The organism is Streptomyces sp. NPDC059957 (assembly GCF_042730015.1).
In the GTDB taxonomy this organism is placed as follows: Bacteria; Actinomycetota; Actinomycetes; order Streptomycetales; family Streptomycetaceae; genus Streptomyces.
Genome location: NZ_JBHWMB010000110.1, coordinates 1 through 19279 on the forward strand (window position 1 = coordinate 1; position 19279 = coordinate 19279).

The following is a 19279-nucleotide window of genomic DNA, read 5'->3' on the forward strand; positions in this document are numbered from 1 at the left end:
GCCCCGGACCCCGCTCCTCGCTCCTCAAACGCCGGAGGGGCCCATCTCAGCCTCGCCGGCGTTTGAGGCGCGGGGTCTGGGGCGGAGCCCCAGGGGGTCCGGGCGGAGCCCGGGGAACGGTGGAAGGGCGGGTAGGGGATTTGGCCCCGCGCAGCGGCGAAGGTTGCTGCGGGGATTTGGCCCCGCGCAGCGGCAAGGGGCGCTGCGGGGCTTCGTCCCGCGCACCCGCATGTCCACAGCCGGGGCCGGGGCCCGGTGGGTCCGGGTGAGGGGGTGGAGGGCCGGGAAACGTGGCGGGGCACGTACCATGGCGGCATGTCCTTCCTCCGCCGCCACCGCGCCGCCACACCCGCCGGCCCGGACTTCGACGTCCTGGCCATGGACCCGGGGGACTGGCCGGGCAATCTCGGGGCCGGGCTGCTGCCCGCTCCCGATGGCAGCTGCCAGGGTGTCTTCCTCCGCTACGACCTGTTCGGCGGACGCGGCCCCGCAATGATCATCGGAAACCTCCCCGAGGGTTCCCCCGCGCGTGACCTCTCCGAGGGCCAGGTCCCCTTCGAGGTGGCCCAGCTCCTCGACGCCCTCGAGAACGACGAGGACGTCGAGGTCACCGGTGCCGAGGACTGCCCCGTCATGCAGGGCGACAACCTCCTCATCGTCCGGAAGGTCAAGCTCTCCGAGAGCCGGATCAGCTGCGTGCAGTTCGACCGCAGCGACAACGTGCTGGTCACCATCGCGAGCTGGGACCGGCCGATCACGGACGACCTCTACGCGCTGCTGAAGCCGCTCCCGGCCGAGCTCTTCCAGCAGGGCTAGCCGACAGGGCTAGCCGGCAGGGTCAGCCGAAGGGCAGCCGGCCGCAGCCGTCACGCGTCCGCGATGTCGTTCGCGGCCACGTAGCCGAACGTCATCGCGGGACCGATCGTCGACCCGGCCCCCGCGTAGCTGTGGCCCATCACGGCCGCACTCGCGTTGCCCGCCGCCCACAGGCCCCGGATCACGGTTCCGTCCGCGCGCAGCGCACGGGCCCGCGCGTCCGTGACGATGCCGCCCTTCGTGCCCAGGTCGCCCGGCACGATCTTGAAGGCGTAGAACGGCGGCGCCCAGATCGGGGCCAGGCAGGAGTTCGGCGTCACGCCCGGGTCCGTGTAGTAGTGGTCGTACGCGGTGGCGCCCCGGTGGAAGTCGGGGTCGGTGCCGTTCCACGCCTGGCCGTTGAACCGGTTGAGCGTCGAGCGCAGGGCGGCGGCCGGCACCCCGATCTGGTTGGCCAGGGCGTCCCAGGTCCACGCCTTCTTGGCGGCGCCCACCTGGTACCAGGAGTCGGGGAAGACGAGCGTCGGCAGGATGTCCTTGAACAGGTACTTGTTGCGGTAGTTCTGATCGACGATCAGCCAGGCCGGTATGTGCGAGCCGGTGGCGCTCCGGTCCTTCTCGTACATCACGTGCACCACATCGCTGTACGGGGCGGCCTCGTTGACGAAGCGGGCGCCCTTCGCATTGACCATCAGGCCCCCGGGCAGGGTCCGTTCGGCCAGACAGAAGTACGGTTCGTTCGGGAGCGGGATCGACGGACCCCACCAGGCGTCGTCCATCAACGCCAGTGCCGCGCCGGCTCGTTGGCCGGCCCGGATCCCGTCGCCCGTGTTCTCCTTCGCGCCGACCGACCACTGGGTGCCGACCGGCTGCTGCTGGTACTGGGCCCGCATCTCCGCGTTGTGCTCGAAGCCGCCCGAGCCGATGACCACGCCCTTGCGGGCCCGCACCACGCCCCGTACGCCCGCCTTCTCCACCACGACGCCGGTGACCGCGCCGCCCTCCTGGACCAGGTCGACGAGCGGACTGTTCAGCCACACCGGGACCCCGGCCTGCAGCAGCCCGGCCCGCAGGCCGGTCGCCAGGGCCTGGCCCATGGTCAGCGGCTTCTGCCCGCACAGCGCGGCCGCCGTGCCGCGCGCCAGGCATTCGGTGGACACCGCGAGCCCCTTGGCGCTGACGGCGGCGAGGTTGAGCCACTTGTAGTCCTGGCTGAACACCACCATTCCGGCCGGCACGGGCATGTACGCCGGGTTCAGATTGGCCAGCTCGGCACCGAGGATGTTCCCGTCGATCTGGTCCGGCTCGATGGAGCGGCCGTTCGGGAGCCCGCCGGGGAGGTTCGGGTAGTAGTCGCTGTAGCCGTCCATGAAGCGGAAGCGCAGCGGACTGTTGGCCATCACGAAGTCCAGCATCCGCGGCCCGTTGGACAGGAAGGCCGCCTGCCGATCCGCGGAGGAGCCGCTGCCGACGACGGCCGACAGGTACTGGGCCGCCTTCGCCGGAGTGTCCGGGACGCCCGCGCCCAGGATCACCGAGTTGTTGGGCAGCCAGATCCCGGCGCCGGACCGGGCGGCCGAACCGCCGAAGGTCGCGGCCTTCTCGACCACGAGCACGCTCAGGCCCCGCTTGGCCGCGGTGAGCGCGGCGGTCATCCCGGCAGCCCCGGAGCCGACCACGACGACGTCGTACTCGCCGAGCGCGGGCCCGTCCGCGGCATGCGCGGCGGCGGCCGGCAGTCCGGTGGCGGCGAGCACCCCGGCGCCGGTCGCGGCGAGGACGGTCCGGCGGGAGGGGAGGGCACCGCTTGGTTCGGGACTCGCTGAGGACGCGGTTCTCGCGGTCATGGGCAGGCTCCAGCGGAGAGGGGGGCGAGGGGACGGATCCAGCATTCTGATGCTGAGTCAGAAAAGGTCTTCGGGGGATCATGTGAAGTCAAGGCATACGCGCCAGTCGCACGCCCGGAGCGGACATGGGAAATCCCGTGGTGTACGCACCGGATGTGCGCACCACGGGATTTCCGGGGCCGGGGCCGGGGCCGGGCGCCGGGCCCGGGTCACGTCACCTGTTGGGCGTGAAGTCCGATGTGCGGGCGGCTGTGTCCCCGTCGCCCGCCGGGGCGTAGTTGGCGTACGGGGTGGGGCCCGCGATCAACTGCCCGGCCTCACCGGCCGCCGCCGTCGCCGTCCCGGCCCCCGTCGCCACGAGCCCTGCCAGCAGGGCGACGGCGGCCGTCAGATTGCGCATGCGCATGTTTTCCTCCCCCTGTTCGCCCCGGCGTGCGCCGGGGCGGACACCAGTCCGGTTTATGGCGACGCACCATGGCCGATCGCCCAGAGGGGCCTATGGCCCTTTCGGTAAGGGGCGCTCCCCATGTTCGTCGTCACATTCGAAGTCTTTGGATTTCATGAGAATATGTCCCGCACACAAGTTTCCCACAGGTAACACATGGGTTTGCGTCCATGCGCCTGTCGGAGGCTTCTCTCTCACTTCAGGGTGTCGCCGGTGGCGGCACGGAGGATTCACAATGCCCCAGCCTGGGCTCAAGACCAGACTTGCGGCGCTCGATGGGCTCCGCCTCGTCGCCGCCCTGATGGTGGTCCTGTACCACTACGCGGCTCTGAGTCGCCCCTGGGGGCACAACCCGACCACGATATTTCCGACCCTTCACCATTTCGCCCAGTTCGGGTGGCTCGGGGTTGAAATCTTCTTCCTGGTCAGCGGCTTCGTCATATGCATGAGCGTCTGGGGGCGCACGGTCGGCGACTTCGCCATATCGCGGGTCTCCCGGCTCTTCCCGGCCTACTGGGTCGCCGTGCCTTTCACCGCGCTGGTCGTGAAGGCGTGGCCGGAGATCCACTCCATACGCGGCTGGGACGACGTCATCGTCAACCTGACGATGCTGCAGGCCGGCAACAACACCCGGAACGTCGACGACGTCTACTGGACGCTCTTCGTCGAGCTCAAGTTCTACGTGCTGATGGCGATCGTCGTCCTCTGCGGAGTCACCTACCGCAACATGGTCATCTTCTGCGGGGTCTGGACCGTGGCCGCGGCGTTGGCGCCCTCACTAGGCTCCCCCCTGCTCGCGGCTTTCGCGATGCCCGTGTACGCCCCGTTCTTCATCGCCGGCATCGCCTTCTACCTCATGCGCCGCTACGGGTCGAACCCCATGCTGTGGGGGATCGTCGTGATGCAGCTGCTGCTGTCCCAGCGCTACCTGCACTACCGGATGGAGATCAGCCTGGGCAAGGTCGCGGCCAACCTGCTGCCCACCTGGCCCGTCCGGCTGATCGTGATCGCCGGCTTCGCGGTGATCGCCGCGATCGCACTGGGCGCCTTCGACAAGGTGCAGTGGAAGTGGCTGTCGACCGCCGGGGCGATCACGTACCCGCTGTACCTCATCCACATGTACGTCGGGATGACCCTGATCCACCACTTCCGCAACGATGTGCCCGCGGGGGTCCTCCTGGTCTCGGTGACCGTCCTGATGATGGTCGTCGCCTGGCTGATCCACCGGCTCGTGGAACGCCCCGCCAGCAAGTGGCTCCGCGACGCGATGCGGCGCGGGGTGGACGACGTACGCCGCAACACCCCCGCCCGCAAGCGGCCCCGCAACAGCCTCGACGTCGAACGCCACTCCCCGGCCGTCAGGCGATCAGAGGAGCAGGACGTCCCCGTCGGTAGTCCCGTCGGTTAGGGGCGGGGCCCCGCCGGAGCGGGGCCGACGGGACCGTCGGGCGGCGGGGGGTCAGCGCGTGCCCACCGCCGCGCGGACCGCCCTGCGGGCCATGCCCGCATCGTCGTGCAGGCGGCGCAGCAGCAGGCGCTGTTCCTCGCCGGAGGACTGGGAGCCCGCCGGCAGCGCCTGGGTCGGGGTGGTCGCCAGCATCGAGCGCTGCACGGCCGTCTCCGACATCCGGATCTCCCGGGTCAGCACCAGCATGAGGTTGACCAGGAACGCGTCCCGCGCGGCCGGTCCGGCCGCCTGCGCCAGGCGGCTGATCTGGGAGCGTGCGGAGGGGGCGTCGCCCAGTACCGTCCACAGGGTGGCCAGGTCGTAGCCCGGCCGGTACCAGCCCGCGTGCTCCCAGTCGAGGAGCACGGGACCCGTCGGGGACAGCAGCAGGTTCGACAGCAGTGCGTCGCCGTGGTTGAACTGCCAGGGGTTGCCCGACATCTTCACGCCGTGCAGCAGCTTCTGCAGATCGCCGAAGTCGCGGTCGGTCAACAGGCCCAGCTGGTAGTCCCGGGCGATCCGCCGGTCGTAGTCCAGCGGCCGCCCGAACAGCTCGTCGGCGGGCCGCCAGCCGTTCACCTGGCGCACCGCTCCCAGCGCCGCCCTCAGGTCGGCCCGCGGCGGGGCCTCCACCGGATGCCGCTGGAGCGCGGCGACCCGGCCGGCCATCCGCTCGACGATCAGTACGCAGTTCTCCGGATCGGCGGCGATCAGCCGCGGCACCCGTACCTGCGGGCGGTGCCGGACGAACGTCCGGTACGTCGCTATTTCGTGCCGGTACCGCTCGCGCCACTCGGGCGAGTGATCCAGTAATACCTTCGCGACGGCCGTCATCCGTCCGGTGGTTCCCACCAGCAGGACCGAACGGCCGCTGCGGCGCAGTACCTGGACCGGCGCGAACTCCGGACAGATGCGCTGCACGGAGGCGAGTGCGGTGCGCAACTGCGCCCCCTGGGGGCCCGACAGGTCGATTCTCCCGCTGAGCGGCTGAGATCCGGTACCCGACATCCGCCGCGCCCGAGCGGCGCCCTGCGCCGGGGCCGCGGAGCGGCCGGGTTCGAGGTAGGGGCCGCCGCCCGCGGGGAGCGTGCGGTGCGGCCGGACCGGGGCGGACACGGAGGACGTGGCTGCGTACATGGCGTTACGGATCCCTTCGTGCGCCGACGAGTTGCGTACGCCGCCCCGCCGGATCCCGTGCATCACCCTGGGGAGTTCCGTCGGTGACCGGGTCGGGGAGGCGCATTCCTACCTGACACCCCGGCGTGGGTGGCGGACCACATTGCGTGCCCTGGCGAACCCTGGCGAATAGTCGCTCGGCATCTGACGGGGGGCTACTGTCAACTCAGCCGAGAACCTGGGGGCTTGACGTGAGCAAAGGTCCAAACACCCGTCTGAACGACCTGTTCGGCCTGGCCGGCTGGTCGAAGGGCGAACTGGCGAGGATGGTCAACCGGCAGGCGGCCTCGATGGGCCACCACCAGCTGGCCACCGACACCTCGCGGGTGCGGCGCTGGATCGACATGGGGGAGACCCCGCGCGAACCGGTGCCCACGGTACTGGCAGCACTGTTCACCGAGCGGCTCGGTCGTGTCGTGACCATCGAGGACCTCGGGTTCGTACGACAACGGCGCACCGCCAAAAGACAACCGGACGGGGAGCAGGAGAACCCCGACGGAATGCCCTGGGCGCCCGAACGCACAGCCGCGGTCCTCACCGAATTCACGGGAATGGACCTCATGCTCAACCGTCGCGGTCTGATGAGCGCGGGTGCCGTGCTCACCGCCGGCTCCGCCATTGGCAACGCCATGCACGACTGGCTCCACACCGACCCCGCCCGCGCGAAGGACGCGCACCGCCACGCCGATGCCTTCCAGGCCGATTCCGCGGGCTACGACCGCTACGAGGCGGCGCCCATCGGCTCCCAGGAGATCGAGGCCCTCGAGCGCTCGGTGGACGTCTTCCGCGCCTGGGACGCCTCCAGAGGCGGCGGCCTCCAGCGCAAGGCCGTGGTCGGACAGCTCAACGAGGTGGGCGGCATGCTCGCGTACCACCACCCCGACCACCTCCAGCGCAGGCTCTGGGGGGTGGCGGCCAACCTGGCGGTCCTGGCGGGCTGGATGTCACACGACGTGGGCCTGGAGCCCACCGCGCAGAAGTACTTCGTCATCGCCGCGCACGCGGCCCGCGAGGGCGGCGACCGGCCGCGCGCGGGCGAGGCGCTCTCCCGCGCGGCCCGTCAGATGGTCCACCTCGGGAAGCCGAACGAGGCCCTCGACCTGATGAAGCTGGCACAGTCCGGGTCCGGCGAGCAGACCCTGCCCCGCACCCGCGCCATGCTCCACACCATCGAGGCCTGGGCGCAGGCCGCGCTCGGCAAGGGGCAGGCCATGCGCCGCACCCTGGGCGAGGCCGAGGACCTGTTCGTGTCGACCTCGGGAGACGTGCCGCCGCCGTCCTGGATGCAGCACTTCGACGAGGCCGATCTGCACGGCATGCAGGCGCTGGCCTTCCGTACCCTCGCCGACCACGACCCCTCGGCGGCGACCATCGCGCAGCAGCACGCGAGGGAGGCCCTGCGGCTGCGGGCCGACGGCCACCAGCGTTCGAAGATCTTCGACTACATCTCGATGGCCTCCGCCTGCTTCATCGCCGACGACCCGGAACAGGCCGACCGCTACGCCCGCCTGGCGCTGGTCTCGATGAACGAGACCTCCTCGCACCGGACATGGGACCGGCTGCGCGAGATGTACCGGCTGACCGGCCAGTACTCCGGATTCGCCGGCATCGAGGAGCTCCGCGAGGAGATCAAGCTGGCCCTCCCGAACAGCCCCGTGGCGCGGTCGGTTTGAGACGGGTGACCGCCCGGACCGAGCGCGAGAAGGGCCGAGGGCCAGAAGGGCCGCGGACCAGAAGGCCGAGGACGAGAGAGGCCGCGCCTTCCGGCGCGGCCCTGAGTCCCGCGAATCGCCTGCGGCCCGCTACGAGCTGCCCGTCCCTCGCCCCTTGCTGCTCGCTGCTACGAGCCGATCCGGGCCACCAGGACGCAGGCGTCGTCCTCGCGTTCGCCTTCGCCGAACTCCCCGATCACCAGGCGCACGCAGTCCTGTGAGGACCGGGCTGCGGAGAAGTGCGGTGCCAGCGCCAGCAGCCGCTCGGTCCCGTCGGCCTTGCTGAACTCGATGCTGCGCGGCGTCAGTCCGTCGGTGTGCAGGACGAGGACGTCGCCGACCTCGAGCCGCTCCTCGGCCTGGCCGTACGTGGCTCCGGAGGTCGCTCCCAGCAGGACGCCCTCGGGCGGCAGGAGCGAACGGCCCTGGCCGCGCCGGAACAGCAGTGGGGCGGGGTGTCCGGCCTGGGCCCAGGACAGCACCCGGCGCGCGGGATCGTAGCGGCAGCACACCGCGGATCCCAGCGCCGGCTGGACGGAGGTCTCCAGGAGCTGGTTGAGCCAGCCCATCAGCGGGCCCGGCTCGATGCCGGCCATGGCCATCCCGCGCAGGGCGCCGAGCATCATCGCCATGCCGGAGGTCGCGGTCACCCCGTGCCCGGTGAGGTCACCCACCGTCAGCATCGAGTCGCCGCCGGGGAGTTCGAGTGCGTCGTACCAGTCCCCGCCGATGAGCGCGCTGGTCGCGGAGGGCAGATAGTGCGCCGCGACGTCCAGCGCCCCGGTGTTGTCGTGCGGGAACCGCAGGGAGCCGCGCCACGGGGGGAGCACGGCTTCCTGCAGCTCGACCGCCAGCCGGCGCTCGGTCTGCGCGATCTCCTGCCGGCGCTGCAGCGAGTCCCGGGACTCGCGCACCGCCCGCTGGCTCCGGCGCAGTTCACTCACGTCCCGCAGCACGGCCCACATGGTGGCCGTGCAACCGTCGGAGTCGAGTACCGGCTCGCCCCTCATGTGCAGCGTCCGGACCCGGCCGTCGGCCCGGACGATGCGGAACTCGCCGTCTATGGGCTTGCCGTCCACCAGGCAGGCGGTCACCATCGCGGTCAGCAGCGGCTGGTCTTCGGAGAACAGGGCGGAACCCAGTTCGTCGAGGGGCAGCGCGCCGGCCTCGGGGGAGCGGCCGAAGATCTGGAAGAGTTCGTCGGACCAACTGACCTCATCGGTCAGCAGGTTCCACTCGGCGCTGCCGACCCTGGTCTGCTGGGCCTCGGCCCCCGTCTCGGGGGCGGCCTGCGGCAGGGCGGCCGACTCGGGCGAGACGGGCGGCAGCCCCTCCTTGAGCTGACCGAGGTGCGCGCGGAGGTCGTCGAGGTGGTGGACGGCGAGATCGCACAGCGCGCGCTGCCAGCGGCCCTGGGCGTCGTCGTCGTCCACGACGGTGTCACGGCGGACGGCGTCGACTTCGCCCCGGAGCTGTCGGGTCTGCGAGATCAGCGCGTCCACCGACCCTGGCTCAGGGGGTTGCGCGGGGCGGTCCGCGTACAGGTGGGACGGCATCTGAACTCCGATACAGGCGCGGCACGGCCAAGTCTGAGGAGGGACCGGTTCTGAAGGAAGGGCCGGTTACGACTTTGGCACAGCGAGCGACGGCCTGTAAGGCGTTTGGCAACATCTGCGGCGGACTTACCTCGGGCATATGCCTGAGGCCTTCCGGCGCTCCTGGAGTGTGCGAACGAATCCGGTCAGCCCATACCGGAGGGCCGGCGCGGAAGCCCCGCCGGCCCTTGTCGTTCCCGGGCTGTTCCGGGGGTCAGATCATCAGCGGCACCGGGTGGATCTCGCTGGCGGGGTGCCCCGTGCGCTCGTGGATGCGCTGGACGGCCTCCGCCGAGGGGGCCTCGGAGAGGCAGTAGACCGTGCCGGACGCGGGGTCGGCCCAGGCGCGCTCGAAGTGCACGCGCTCTTCCTTCTCTATGGCCAGGTCGGCGTTGTGGGCGGCCTTCAACTGCTCCGCGGTGATGCCGGTCATGCCGTGGTGGACGTCCATGTACTTCGTCACTGCCGCACACCTCTCTCCCTCTGCTCGGTGTGGCACTGCGTGTCCTCCTTCCATCGTCCTCCCGCGGCCGGAAACCGGCCTTCCGGGTGAGGGCGATCGATCGTACGGCCGAGGTGTACGAGGCCGGCATGTTGGCGCACCGGTGGAGGACGGCGCGGGACCCGGATCAACACGGCCGTGCCGGCATCCCCCGAACGAAGGACCCCGTGCTCCGGCAGCCGCCGTTGCCGTCCGTCCGGCTCTCCGCTCCAGCCGGCGGTATGTCCGATATTCCGCCCGGCAGTTGATCCGGACTTCCCACCACCCTCCGGGGTCGCTACTCTACGTGCCGGTAATGAGCCGGGGAGGCTCGCTGAGACGGGCCGCACGCAGGGTTGGGGACACGACGAGATGACCGGGCAGAGCCACGCGCCGAACGACGGGCAGAGCCGGCGGTCCTTCCTCACCTATCTGGTCGCCGCCCCGACCCTCGCCCTCGTCACGCGTGCCGGCGCCGACCTCCTCGCCCCGCAGCCCGCGCACGCCGTCATCCCGACCCTGCCCGCCATCGCGGACCTGGTGGACCTCGGCGACCTGTTCATCCTGGCCGGAGCCCCCACCTCCGCCCTGCTCGCGCTCGCCGTGGAGGCCGACGGAACGATTCGCTTCCGGCTGCCGCGCGAGGAGGTCGGCCAGGGCCTCACCACCGCCGTGGCGATGCTCGTCGCCGAGGAACTGGACGCCCCGCTGGCCGCCGTACGGGTCGAACTGGACGACGCGCGACCCGAGCTGCTCTTCAACCAGCTCACCGGATCCTCCAACTCCATCCGCTCCCTCTACGGCCCCGTCCGTCAGTGCGCCGCCACCGCCCGGGCCCGGCTGGTCGCGGCCGCCGCCGTGCGCTGGAGCCTCCCGGCGTCCACCCTGACCACGGCCAACGGCGCCGTCCGCGCCCCCGACGGCCGCACCGCGGCCTACGGCTCCCTCGCCGCGGCCGCCGCCGACCCCGCCCTGATCGTCCTCGGCGCCACCCCCAAGCCGGCGGCGAAGCACGCCCTGGTCGGCAAGCCCACCAGCCGGATCGACGCCCGCGCCATGGTCACCGGGGCCCAGCGCTACACCCTCGACCTGGACGTGCCCGGGGCCAAGCCCTGCGTGGTCCGCCGCCCGCCCACCCTCGGCGGCAGCGTCCGCTCCGTCGCCAACCTCGACGCCGTCCGGGCCATGCCCGGCGTGCTGCACGTGGTCACCGTCGCCACCGGGGTCGCCGTCGTCGCTGAGACCTTCGGCCAGGCCCTCGACGCCAAGGCCGCCCTCCAGGTCACCTGGGGCCCGGGCCCGGCCGACCAGCTCTCGGACGCGGGCGTGCGGACGAAGCTGCGCGCCGCCACCCCGCCGCTGCTCGTGCCGCCGCTGCTCACCGCACACGTGGACGCGGAGTTCGACTTCGCCTTCGTCAGCCACGCGCCGATGGAGACCAACTCGGCCGTCGCCGACGTCCGCGAGGACCGCGCCGAGATCTGGTCCGGGCTCAAATCGCCGATCGTGGCCCGCGAGACGATCGCCGCCGACCTCGGCCTGCCCCTCGACAAGGTCACCGTCCACGTGGTGCAGGCCGGCGGCTCCTTCGGCCGGCGGCTGTTCTTCGACGCGGCCCTGGAAGCGGCCCGGATCTCCAAGGCCTGCCGCCGCCCGGTCCGGCTGATGTGGACCCGCGTGGACGACACCCGGCACGGCCGGATGCGCCCCGCCACCCACCACAAGATCCGTGCGACGCACCTGCTGGGCGAGGTGCTCAGCTTCGAGCACCGGGTCGCCGCCGCGGAGACCGACTTCCGGCACGGACTCGGCGAGATCATCACCGCCACCGCTGCCAGCCTCCCGCTCGGCATCGGCAACGCCACCCTCGCCCAGACCCTGTTCCTCACCACGATCAAGTCCCCGTACAACTTCGGACTCACCACCCAGGCGCTCACCGAGGTCCCGACCGGGGTTCCCACCGGCTCCTGGCGCTCGGTGTACTCGGCGAACACCCGCGGGGCCGAGGAGATCGTGGTCGACGAGCTGGCCGCCGCGACCGGCCGGGACCCGTACCGGTTCCGCCGTACCTTCCTGAAGACGGCCGCCCAGCGCGCCGTGCTCGACAAGGCCGCCACCGAGGGGGGCTGGGGCCGGGCCATGCCGGCCGGCTGCGCCCAGGGCATCGCCTTCCACGAGGAGTACAAGTCCAGGACCGCCTGCCTGGTCGAGATCGACACCAGGAACCCGGAACACATCCGCGTCACGAAGGCGGTCATCGCCGTCGACGTGGGCCTGCCCGTCAACCCGCGCGGTCTGGAGGCCCAGATGATCGGCGGCCTGACCGACGCGATCTCCACCACGCTCAAGGCCGGCCTGCACCTGGACAAGGGGCTCCCGCTGGAAGGCAGTTACAGCCAGTTCCACTGGGCGCAGCAGCGCGACACCCCGAAGGACGTACGCGTCTTCGTGCTCCCGGCGACCGGAACCGAGCCGGGCGGGGCCGGCGAGCTGGGCCTGCCCGCCGCCGTGGGCGCGATCGCCAACGCCTACGCCCGGGCCACCGGCACCAAGCCGCGCAGCTTCCCCCTCGACTTCGACGTCGACTTCACCCCGTACCCGCGCTAGTCAGCAAGCCAGGAGCCGAGCCGTGCCCTCGCACACCTTCACCGTCAACGGGCAGAGCGTCACCGTGGACGCCCCCGACGATCTGCCCCTGCTGTGGGTGCTGCGCGACATGCTGGGCGTGCGCGGACCGAAGTACGGCTGCGGAGTGGACGTCTGCAAGGCCTGCACCAGCCACCTCGACGGGGTGGACGTCCGCCCGTGCGTGGTGCCGGTCTCCGCGTGCGCGGGGAAGGCGGTGACCACGATCGAGGGACTGGCCGACGGCGAGGACCTGCACCCGGTGCAGGAGGCCTGGCTCGAACAGGACGTCGCCCAGTGCGGCTTCTGCCAGCCCGGCCAGATCATGGCGGCCGTCGCCCTGCTGAAGCGGACGAGCACGCCCACGGACGAGGACATCGACGCGATCGCCAACATCTGCCGCTGCGGCACGTACTTCCGCATCCGGGAGGCGATCCGCAGCGCGGCGGCGAAGATGTAGTCGGTTCACCCCATGACACAGGGTTTATATGGGGCGAAACGGCACGGTTTTGGCTGATCATGCCTGAATGAGGCGTATCAATGCGAAACGTGTGCTGGTCGGCGAACCGCTCGACACCGCGCGCCTGGGCGAGACCCTGCTGCCCAAGCGGCTCGCGCTCCCGATCTTCTGCAGCGACCCGCTCTCCTCCGTGGCCTACGCCACAGAGGAGATCCTGCTGATCCTCGCCCTCGGCGGGGTCGCGCTGCTCCACCTCGCCTGGTACGCGGCCGCCGCCATCGTGTTCCTGCTCGTGGTCGTCGTCGCCTCCTACCGCCAGACCTGCTACGCCTACCCGGGCGGCGGCGGCGCCTACATCGTCAGCTCCAAGAACCTCGGCCAGACCGCCGCCCTCACCGCCGCGAGCGCCCTGCTCGTCGACTACGTCATGACGGTCGCCGTCTCCGTGGTCTCCGGTGTCGCCGCGATCACCTCCGCGATCCCCTCCCTCTCCGATCACGAAGTCCCCCTGTCAGTGGGTTTCGTGGTGCTGCTGACCCTCATGAACCTGCGCGGGGTAAGGGAATCGGGCCGGGTCTTCGCCGTCCCCACCTACGGCTTCGTCCTCGTCATCTACCTGATGTTCGCGGTGGCCGCCTACCGGCTCGCGACCGGAGCCACGATCCGCGCCGAATCCGCCGATCTGCCGATCAGCGCGGAGGGCACGTACGCCGGCCTCGCGGTGGTCCTGCTCGCACTGCGCGCCTTCGCCTCCGGCTGTACCGCGCTCACGGGCGTCGAGGCCATCAGCAACGGCGTCCCCGCCTTCCAGAAGCCGAAGAGCAAGAACGCGGCGACCACCCTCGCCGCGATGGGCGCGCTGGCCGTCACCATGTTCGCCGGGATCACCGTCCTCGCCATGAACTACAAGGTGCACGTGGCCGCGGACCCGACCGAGCTGGGCCTGGCCCCCGGAACCCCGATGTCCACCGCGCTCGCCCAGATCGGCCGGGCCACCTTCGGCAGCTGGCACTTCATGTTCTACCTGCTCCAGGCTGTCACGGCCGGCGTGCTGATCCTCGCCGCCAACACCGCCTTCAACGGGTTCCCGATGCTCGCCTCGATCCTCGCCAAGGACCGGTACGTGCCCCGCCAGCTCTTCAACCGCGGCGACCGGCTCGTCTACTCCAACGGCGTCGTCCTGCTGGCGCTCGCCGCCATCGGCCTCATCGTCGCCTTCGACGCCCAGCTGACCCGCCTCATCCAGCTCTACATCATCGGCGTCTTCGTCTCCTTCACCCTCTCCCAGGCGGGCATGGTCAAGCACTGGAAGACGGAGCTCGCCTCCCCGGAGACCCGCAAGGAGGAGCGGATCCACATCCACCGCCGGCTCGCCATCAACGCGGTCGGCGCCACCATGACCTTCGTGGTCCTGGTCATCGTCCTGATCACCAAGTTCACCCACGGCGCCTGGCTCGTCGTCATCGCCATGCCGCTGCTCTTCATCGGCATGAAAGGCGTGCGCCGCCACTACGACACCGTGGCCCGCGAACTCGCCGTGGCCCCCGGGGTCAAACCCCGCAAGCCCGCCCGCCACCACGTCGTCGTCCTCGTCGCGTCCGTGCACGCCCCCACGCTCAAGGCCCTCGGCTTCGCCATGGGGCTGCGCCCCGACACCCTGACGGCCGTCTCGGTCGCGGCCGACGAGGAGAGCGCGAACCGGCTGCGCGCGGACTGGGCGGACCACGACCCGGGCATCCCGCTCAAGGTGCTGCACTCCCCGTACCGCGAGGTGGTCGGGCCCGTGCTGGCCTACGTACAGGAGCAGGCGGCCGCCGAGGGCACGGACATGCTCTCCGTGGTCATCCCCGAGTACGTGGTCGGACACTGGTGGGAACAGCCCCTGCACAACCAGAACGCGCTGCGGCTCAAGGCGCGCCTGCTGTTCACGCCCGGGGTCGCGGTGATCGACGTGCCGTACCTGCTGGAGTCCGCGCGGCCGGCGGAGAAGGAGGAACCGGGGGAGCGGCAGGAGGGGGCGGGGGCCCGGCCGGGCGCTGGGTGACCGCCGTGTGGGCCAGCGCCAGCTCGACGACGTGCGCGGGATCGGACAGCGAGCGGCCGGTGAGCTGCTCCAGGCGCCGCAGCCGGTTCGAGACGGTGTTGCGGTGGCAGTACAGCCGCTGCGCGGCGTACGTGGTCGAGCCCCGGCAGGTCAGCCAGGTCCCCAGGGTGGTCAGCAGCACCCTGCGGTCCTCCGCGGCCAGCGCCAGGACCGGCCCCAGCACCACCTGGCGCAGCCGGCCCGCGAGTTCCGGCTCGGCCGCGACCAGCGCCGCCGGGAGCCGTTCGTCCAGCAGGGCGGTGTGCGGGCCGTCGGCTCCCGGCGCCGCGCGCAGCGCGAGTACGGCCAGCCTGCGGGCGCCCGCCAGCTCGCCCGGGGTCTCCACCACCGGGCTCACCCCGGCGCGTAAGCCGAGGGGCGCGAGCAGGTCGGTCACGGAGGTGAGCGGCAGCGGGCCCAGCTCCACGAGGCCGGTCTCCCCGTCGGCCCGGATCCGCCACAGCACGCGCGGGGCGCCGCCCTCCGGGGGCGCCCACCCGCCGTCCCCGGCATCGAGGACCACCACGGCGAACCGCCCGCGCTCCGGCAGTCCGAGCCGCTGCGCCGAGTCGGCGGACCGGCCCGCCGGACCCGAGCCGTCGAACAGGGCGTCGAGCAGGGCCCCGCGCAGCTCCCGCTCGCGGTCGCCGCGCACGGCCTCGGCCCGGCGGTAGGACTCGGCCGCCGCGTCCGCCATCCGGTCGACCACGTCCCACAGTGCGGGCGCACCGGGCAGCAGCCGGGGCAGCGCCGCCCGGTCCCGGGCGGCGACGGCCTCGGTGAGGACCTGCCACAGCAGTCGGCCGCAGAGCCGGTAGACCCGCAGCAGGGAGTCGAGCGGCAGGCCCTGCCGGGCGCGGAGCTCGCCGTCGGCCCGGGCCTCGGCGAGCTCGGGCGGCAGACCGCGGGCCTCGCGGACCAGGCCCTCGACGGCCTGGCGGAGCAGGTGGTGGACCCGCTCGCGCAGGGCGGCCCGGCCGAGCAGGGCCACGTAGACGGCGCAGGCCGGATCCCCGTCCGGTGCCCGGTCGGCGAGCCGCTCGGCGGCCAGGGCGATCCGGCGGTCCAGGTCCTCGCGTATCTCCCCGATGATCCGCTCCATGACGGGCAGGGTGGCACGTCGGAGGGGCCGCTGGGGAGGGCCTCGACGAGGCGGTGTCCGCTAGCGTGTCCGAAGCACTGCACGTGCAGTGCATATGCGGCGGTCATACCGACGGTCCCGTCCGCAGCCACGTCCACACGGTCAGGGACCCCACCCATGCGCCAGAACCCCGAGCGCCGCGCCGCGCTGCTCGACGCCGCCATCGAAGTCCTCGCCCGCGAGGGCTCGCGGGGGCTGACCCTGCGCGCCGTGGACAAGGAGGCCGGGGTGCCGACCGGCACCTCCTCCAACTACTTCGCCAACCGCGCCCAGCTCCTCGTGCAGATCCTGCACCGCACCCGCGAGCGGCTGACCCCCGACCCGGCGGACCTGACGGGCCCGTTCGACACGAAGGTGCTGCTGCGACGGCTCCTGGAGCGCATGCGCCGCGAGCGCAGCGTCCACACCGCGATGCTGGAACTGCGCCTGGAGGCCACCCGGCGGCCCGAACTCCAGGAGGCGCTGGCCGGGTTCCAGGGCGCCGAACTGGAGGCGAACATCGCCTGGCACCTGGACGCGGGGCTGCCCGGGGACCGGCAGGGCGTGGTCCTGATCTACCTGGCCATGCTCGGGCTGATCGTCGACGACCTCACCGTGCCCGGGCTGCTGGACCCCCACCCGGTGGAGGGGCTCATCGACACGATGGTCGAGCGCCTCCTCCCGGAGCGCCCCGCCGACTGACTATCGTGCCGGTAGGGCCGGTTCCGGACAGGACCGGCGGCACCGTGAGGACCGGCTCGCATCGCGGAATTCGCGGAGACGGCGGGAGGGGACCGTGGCAATGGCGGACAGCACGGGTCAGGACGCGGGCGAGGGCGCCGACGCCCGCGACGGCGGCATCCAGTGGCTGGCGGACTGGAGCGCCTGGTACGTCAGCCTCACCTTCGCCCGGGGCATCGGCCCCGAGGAACTGGCCGCCCGGCTCGGCGCCCTGCCGGACCTGCATCCCGGGCCGCTCGGCGCCATCGACGCGTGGAGCATGGTCACCGAGACCGTGGACGGCGACGGGGTGGCCCGGGTCGGGAGCTGGGGCGGCTGGTCCTTCGCCGTGGAACACGGAGTGCCCGCCGGGGCGCAGCGCCTCGCGGAGGTCTCCCGCTCCGGGATCGAGGCCGTGCACCTCGACCCGCAGCCCGACCACCCGCCCAAGCAGTTCGCGTACGCCCGGGACGGCGAACTGGTCTGCTGCTTCGGCATCGGCGAGGAGCACTGGCGCGGCGGGCACCGGCCCGACTTCCTCCTGCCGGAGCTGGTCGAGGCCAAGATCCTCACCCCGGACGGCTGCTACGCCCGCCCCGAGGACGAACCGTACGAGGAACGCGACCGCCTCACCCTCGCCGTACTGGAACACCGCTTCGGACTGTCCCTGCCCCGCCGCCTCGTCGAGGAGACCCCGCTCCCGGCCTTCGTGACCTGCACGCAGTAGCGGGCCACCGCTTCCGCTCCGTACGATCTCCTGCGCCGGCCGCTCCCCGTGGCGCCGGGCCAGTCGCCGCCGGACCTTCGCCGGCCCCCCGGTCCGGATCCGGGGCGCCCGGGCATGGATGGTTTTGGCCGGGGAGGGTGCGTCTTGTGACACTACGGGGGTGAACGCGACCGACTTGTTCCACCAGATGCTGCGCGAGCGGATCGCCCCGGCACTGCGCGACGCGGGTTTCACCGGATCGGGGCTGGAGTACCGCCTCCGCGCCGCCGAACCCGACCACGCGCTGCTCGGCTTCCAGCGGAGCGCTTCGTCGGGGGCCGCCGAGTGCAGGTTCACGGTGAACCTGCGCGCGGTCCCGTACGAGGAACACGAGGCGCTGCGACGCCTGCGGCCGGCCCTCGGGACCCGGCTCAGCGCCAACCGGGTCGGCCCCGTCGGCTGGCACGCCAGGATCGGGCGTCTCCTCGGCCATCCGCACGACCACTGGTGGAGCATCACCGACGAGCGCACCGCCGCCCGCGCCGCGGACGAGGTCACGGACGTGGTGCTGCGCCACGCCGTCCCCGCGCTGTGGGGCGAGGTGACCGACCGGCCCCCGCTGCCGGGTCCCGTGGTCGATCCGGTGCCCGACTGCCTGGACCCGGTGTGCCTGCGGGTGGACAGCGGCCCGTTCCCCGTCGGGACCGGGGAGTTCCTGCTGCCCGTGGACGTCGAAGGCACCCTCGTCCTGGAGCCGGGCGAGCGCCGCCGGGCCTCGCCCTTCCTCACCGTCCACGACGAGCTGACCGACGCCGAAGCCCGCATCGTCATCGACGCCCCCTGGCGGCTCGAGCAGCCGCTCTTCGGCTCGGTCCGGGTCGGCATCGCCGCCGACGGTGACGTCCGGGTCTCCGCCAGCCCGGGCAGCATGCTCCCCGGCCATCCGCTGGCGCTCCTCGGTGAACTGGCCCTGTGCCGGATCAACACGGCCGAGGTCACCGGCAACGGCTCCCTGCGGCTCACCTTCGAACAGGGCACCCCGCGCGAGGCCTGCCTCACCGTCTCCGGCGTCCCGCACGCGCTGACCGTCGGCGCGCCCTGGCACATCGAGGGCTGGACACCGGGCCGCATCTGATCAGACCCGTATCCGATCCGGCCCGTATCCGTCTCCGGGGGGCCGGGCTCCAGCTGATCTTATGCTCAGGTTTACGCGCGTCCGCTGGTTTTGCGGCCGGTGAGCGACTTTGATGGGTTTGCCAGGCCTCGTACCGGAGCAGGGGGGACCACTCATGGGTACCGAACACAGCCCGAAGGGCAGTAAGGACAGCACGGAAGGCGGCACCGCCACCACCGCACCCACCCTCATCGGTTCCGTGCAGCGGGCGTGCCGGCTCGTGGAGGCGATGTACGCGGAGGGCGGGGCGACCGCCAAGCGACTTGCCCGGCTCACCGGAATCCCGTTGCCCACCGTGTACCACCTGCTGCGCACCCTCAGCCATGAGGGCTACGTACAGCGCGAGGGCGGGTCCTTTCGGCTCTCGGACGACCTGCCGCTCGCTTCCTGACGACCAGGCTGCCCTCAGAGGGCCCGCAGCCAGGTGAGCATCCAGGTGATCAACGCGGCGCCCACGGCGCCGGCCGCACCCAGCACGGCCTGGCGCAGCAGGCGGCGCATCAGCCGGTGGAGCCGGTGCCGTCGGCGCCGTCGCGGTGGGTGGGACGGTGAGTCGGGCTGTGGTGCCTTGCATTCCCCGGCGCCGTCGTCGTGCACGGTCATGAGCTGGTGTCTCCTGTCTCGGCAAGGGCGCGAGCCGCCCGTTTCATCTTGATCCCCCTGGGCCGCGGCACGGCGGGATCAGGTGTTGCCGCCGCAGATGGCACCGCCCGCCCTCGCCGCCCGGGGTGTTGCGTTCCAAACGGGAACAACCCAGGGGGAGGGGGGGGGGGGAGGGGGAGGGGGCCACGCAAGGGGGGAGGAAGAAACAAAAAAACAACAACACCCCCCCCCCCCCCAGGGCCGGCTTGATCTCTTTCCACTTCGTACCC

Annotated in this window: 17 protein-coding genes; 10 read left to right on the plus strand and 7 right to left on the minus strand. The window is 71.9% G+C overall.

Annotated elements, in window-relative coordinates; all coding sequences use genetic code 11:
* The first annotated feature begins 315 nt into the window (after positions 1-315).
* On the plus strand, positions 316-816 hold the full coding sequence (locus ACFWBW_RS38870; protein WP_266911468.1) for a hypothetical protein: 501 nt from the start codon (positions 316-318) through the stop codon (positions 814-816).
* A 50-nt stretch (positions 817-866) separates the two neighbouring features.
* Here the strand turns inward: ACFWBW_RS38870 and kstD are convergent, their stop codons facing one another.
* Together kstD and ACFWBW_RS38880 are read right to left on the minus strand one after the other, a co-directional pair.
* Positions 867-2663 (minus strand): 3-oxosteroid 1-dehydrogenase, encoded by a 1797-nt coding sequence (gene kstD / locus ACFWBW_RS38875; protein WP_385383635.1) that lies wholly within the window; start codon positions 2661-2663, stop codon positions 867-869.
* Between the two features lie 214 nt (positions 2664-2877).
* Entirely contained in the window at positions 2878-3069 is a 192-nt protein-coding gene (locus ACFWBW_RS38880) for a hypothetical protein (protein ID WP_385383638.1), read from the minus strand.
* Positions 3070-3343: 274 nt separating this feature from the next.
* On the opposite strand from ACFWBW_RS38880, the gene ACFWBW_RS38885 reads away from it, so the two are divergent.
* Positions 3344-4516, plus strand: coding sequence for an acyltransferase family protein (locus ACFWBW_RS38885; RefSeq protein WP_385383641.1), 1173 nt, complete (start codon positions 3344-3346; stop codon positions 4514-4516).
* A 51-nt stretch (positions 4517-4567) separates the two neighbouring features.
* Here the strand turns inward: ACFWBW_RS38885 and ACFWBW_RS38890 are convergent, their stop codons facing one another.
* A complete protein-coding gene (locus ACFWBW_RS38890; protein ID WP_385383644.1) occupies positions 4568-5692 on the minus strand; it encodes an aminoglycoside phosphotransferase family protein in 1125 nt (374 codons plus the stop codon).
* 230 nt (positions 5693-5922) lie between these two features.
* Between ACFWBW_RS38890 and ACFWBW_RS38895 the strand changes: the two genes are divergently transcribed.
* Positions 5923-7404 (plus strand): hypothetical protein, encoded by a 1482-nt coding sequence (locus tag ACFWBW_RS38895; protein WP_385383647.1) that lies wholly within the window; start codon positions 5923-5925, stop codon positions 7402-7404.
* A 167-nt stretch (positions 7405-7571) separates the two neighbouring features.
* Here ACFWBW_RS38895 and ACFWBW_RS38900 read toward each other — a convergent pair whose 3' ends face one another.
* Positions 7572-8999 carry a PP2C family protein-serine/threonine phosphatase gene (locus tag ACFWBW_RS38900; RefSeq protein WP_385383650.1) on the minus strand — a complete coding sequence of 476 codons (1428 nt, stop codon included), beginning with the start codon at positions 8997-8999 and terminating at the stop codon, positions 7572-7574.
* 253 nt (positions 9000-9252) lie between these two features.
* Entirely contained in the window at positions 9253-9501 is a 249-nt protein-coding gene (locus ACFWBW_RS38905; RefSeq protein WP_385383653.1) for an SCO4226 family nickel-binding protein, read from the minus strand.
* 390 nt (positions 9502-9891) lie between these two features.
* Here ACFWBW_RS38905 and ACFWBW_RS38910 point away from each other — a divergent pair, with 390 nt between their 5' ends.
* From ACFWBW_RS38910 to ACFWBW_RS38920, 3 genes are all read left to right on the plus strand, one after another.
* Complete coding sequence (locus ACFWBW_RS38910) at positions 9892-12126, plus strand: molybdopterin cofactor-binding domain-containing protein (protein WP_385383657.1); 2235 nt, start codon at positions 9892-9894, stop codon at positions 12124-12126.
* Positions 12127-12148: 22 nt separating this feature from the next.
* Positions 12149-12604, plus strand: a complete 456-nt coding sequence (locus tag ACFWBW_RS38915; RefSeq protein ID WP_385383660.1) for a (2Fe-2S)-binding protein — start codon at positions 12149-12151, stop codon at positions 12602-12604.
* Between the two features lie 67 nt (positions 12605-12671).
* Positions 12672-14648 carry an APC family permease gene (locus tag ACFWBW_RS38920; protein WP_385383665.1) on the plus strand — a complete coding sequence of 659 codons (1977 nt, stop codon included), beginning with the start codon at positions 12672-12674 and terminating at the stop codon, positions 14646-14648.
* On the opposite strand, the gene ACFWBW_RS38925 is transcribed toward ACFWBW_RS38920, so the two are convergent.
* Positions 14530-15789 carry a PucR family transcriptional regulator gene (locus ACFWBW_RS38925; protein WP_385383668.1) on the minus strand — a complete coding sequence of 420 codons (1260 nt, stop codon included), beginning with the start codon at positions 15787-15789 and terminating at the stop codon, positions 14530-14532. The two genes, ACFWBW_RS38920 and ACFWBW_RS38925, sit on opposite strands and share 119 nt — an antisense overlap.
* 156 nt (positions 15790-15945) lie before the next feature.
* On the opposite strand from ACFWBW_RS38925, the gene ACFWBW_RS38930 reads away from it, so the two are divergent.
* From ACFWBW_RS38930 to ACFWBW_RS38945, 4 genes are all read left to right on the plus strand, one after another.
* On the plus strand, positions 15946-16509 hold the full coding sequence (locus ACFWBW_RS38930) for a TetR/AcrR family transcriptional regulator (protein WP_385383671.1): 564 nt from the start codon (positions 15946-15948) through the stop codon (positions 16507-16509).
* 100 nt (positions 16510-16609) lie between these two features.
* On the plus strand, positions 16610-17254 hold the full coding sequence (locus ACFWBW_RS38935) for a DUF6461 domain-containing protein (protein WP_385383674.1): 645 nt from the start codon (positions 16610-16612) through the stop codon (positions 17252-17254).
* A gap of 160 nt (positions 17255-17414) precedes the next feature.
* Positions 17415-18368: a DUF4304 domain-containing protein gene (locus ACFWBW_RS38940; RefSeq protein ID WP_385383677.1), complete on the plus strand. Its 954-nt coding sequence runs from the start codon at positions 17415-17417 to the stop codon at positions 18366-18368.
* 154 nt (positions 18369-18522) lie between these two features.
* The gene (locus ACFWBW_RS38945) at positions 18523-18798 is read left to right on the plus strand and encodes a helix-turn-helix domain-containing protein (RefSeq protein WP_385383680.1); all 276 of its coding nucleotides are present in this window, start codon (positions 18523-18525) and stop codon (positions 18796-18798) included.
* A 14-nt stretch (positions 18799-18812) separates the two neighbouring features.
* On the opposite strand, the gene ACFWBW_RS38950 is transcribed toward ACFWBW_RS38945, so the two are convergent.
* Positions 18813-19010, minus strand: coding sequence for a hypothetical protein (locus ACFWBW_RS38950; RefSeq protein ID WP_385383683.1), 198 nt, complete (start codon positions 19008-19010; stop codon positions 18813-18815).
* Positions 19011-19279: the final 269 nt, after the last annotated feature.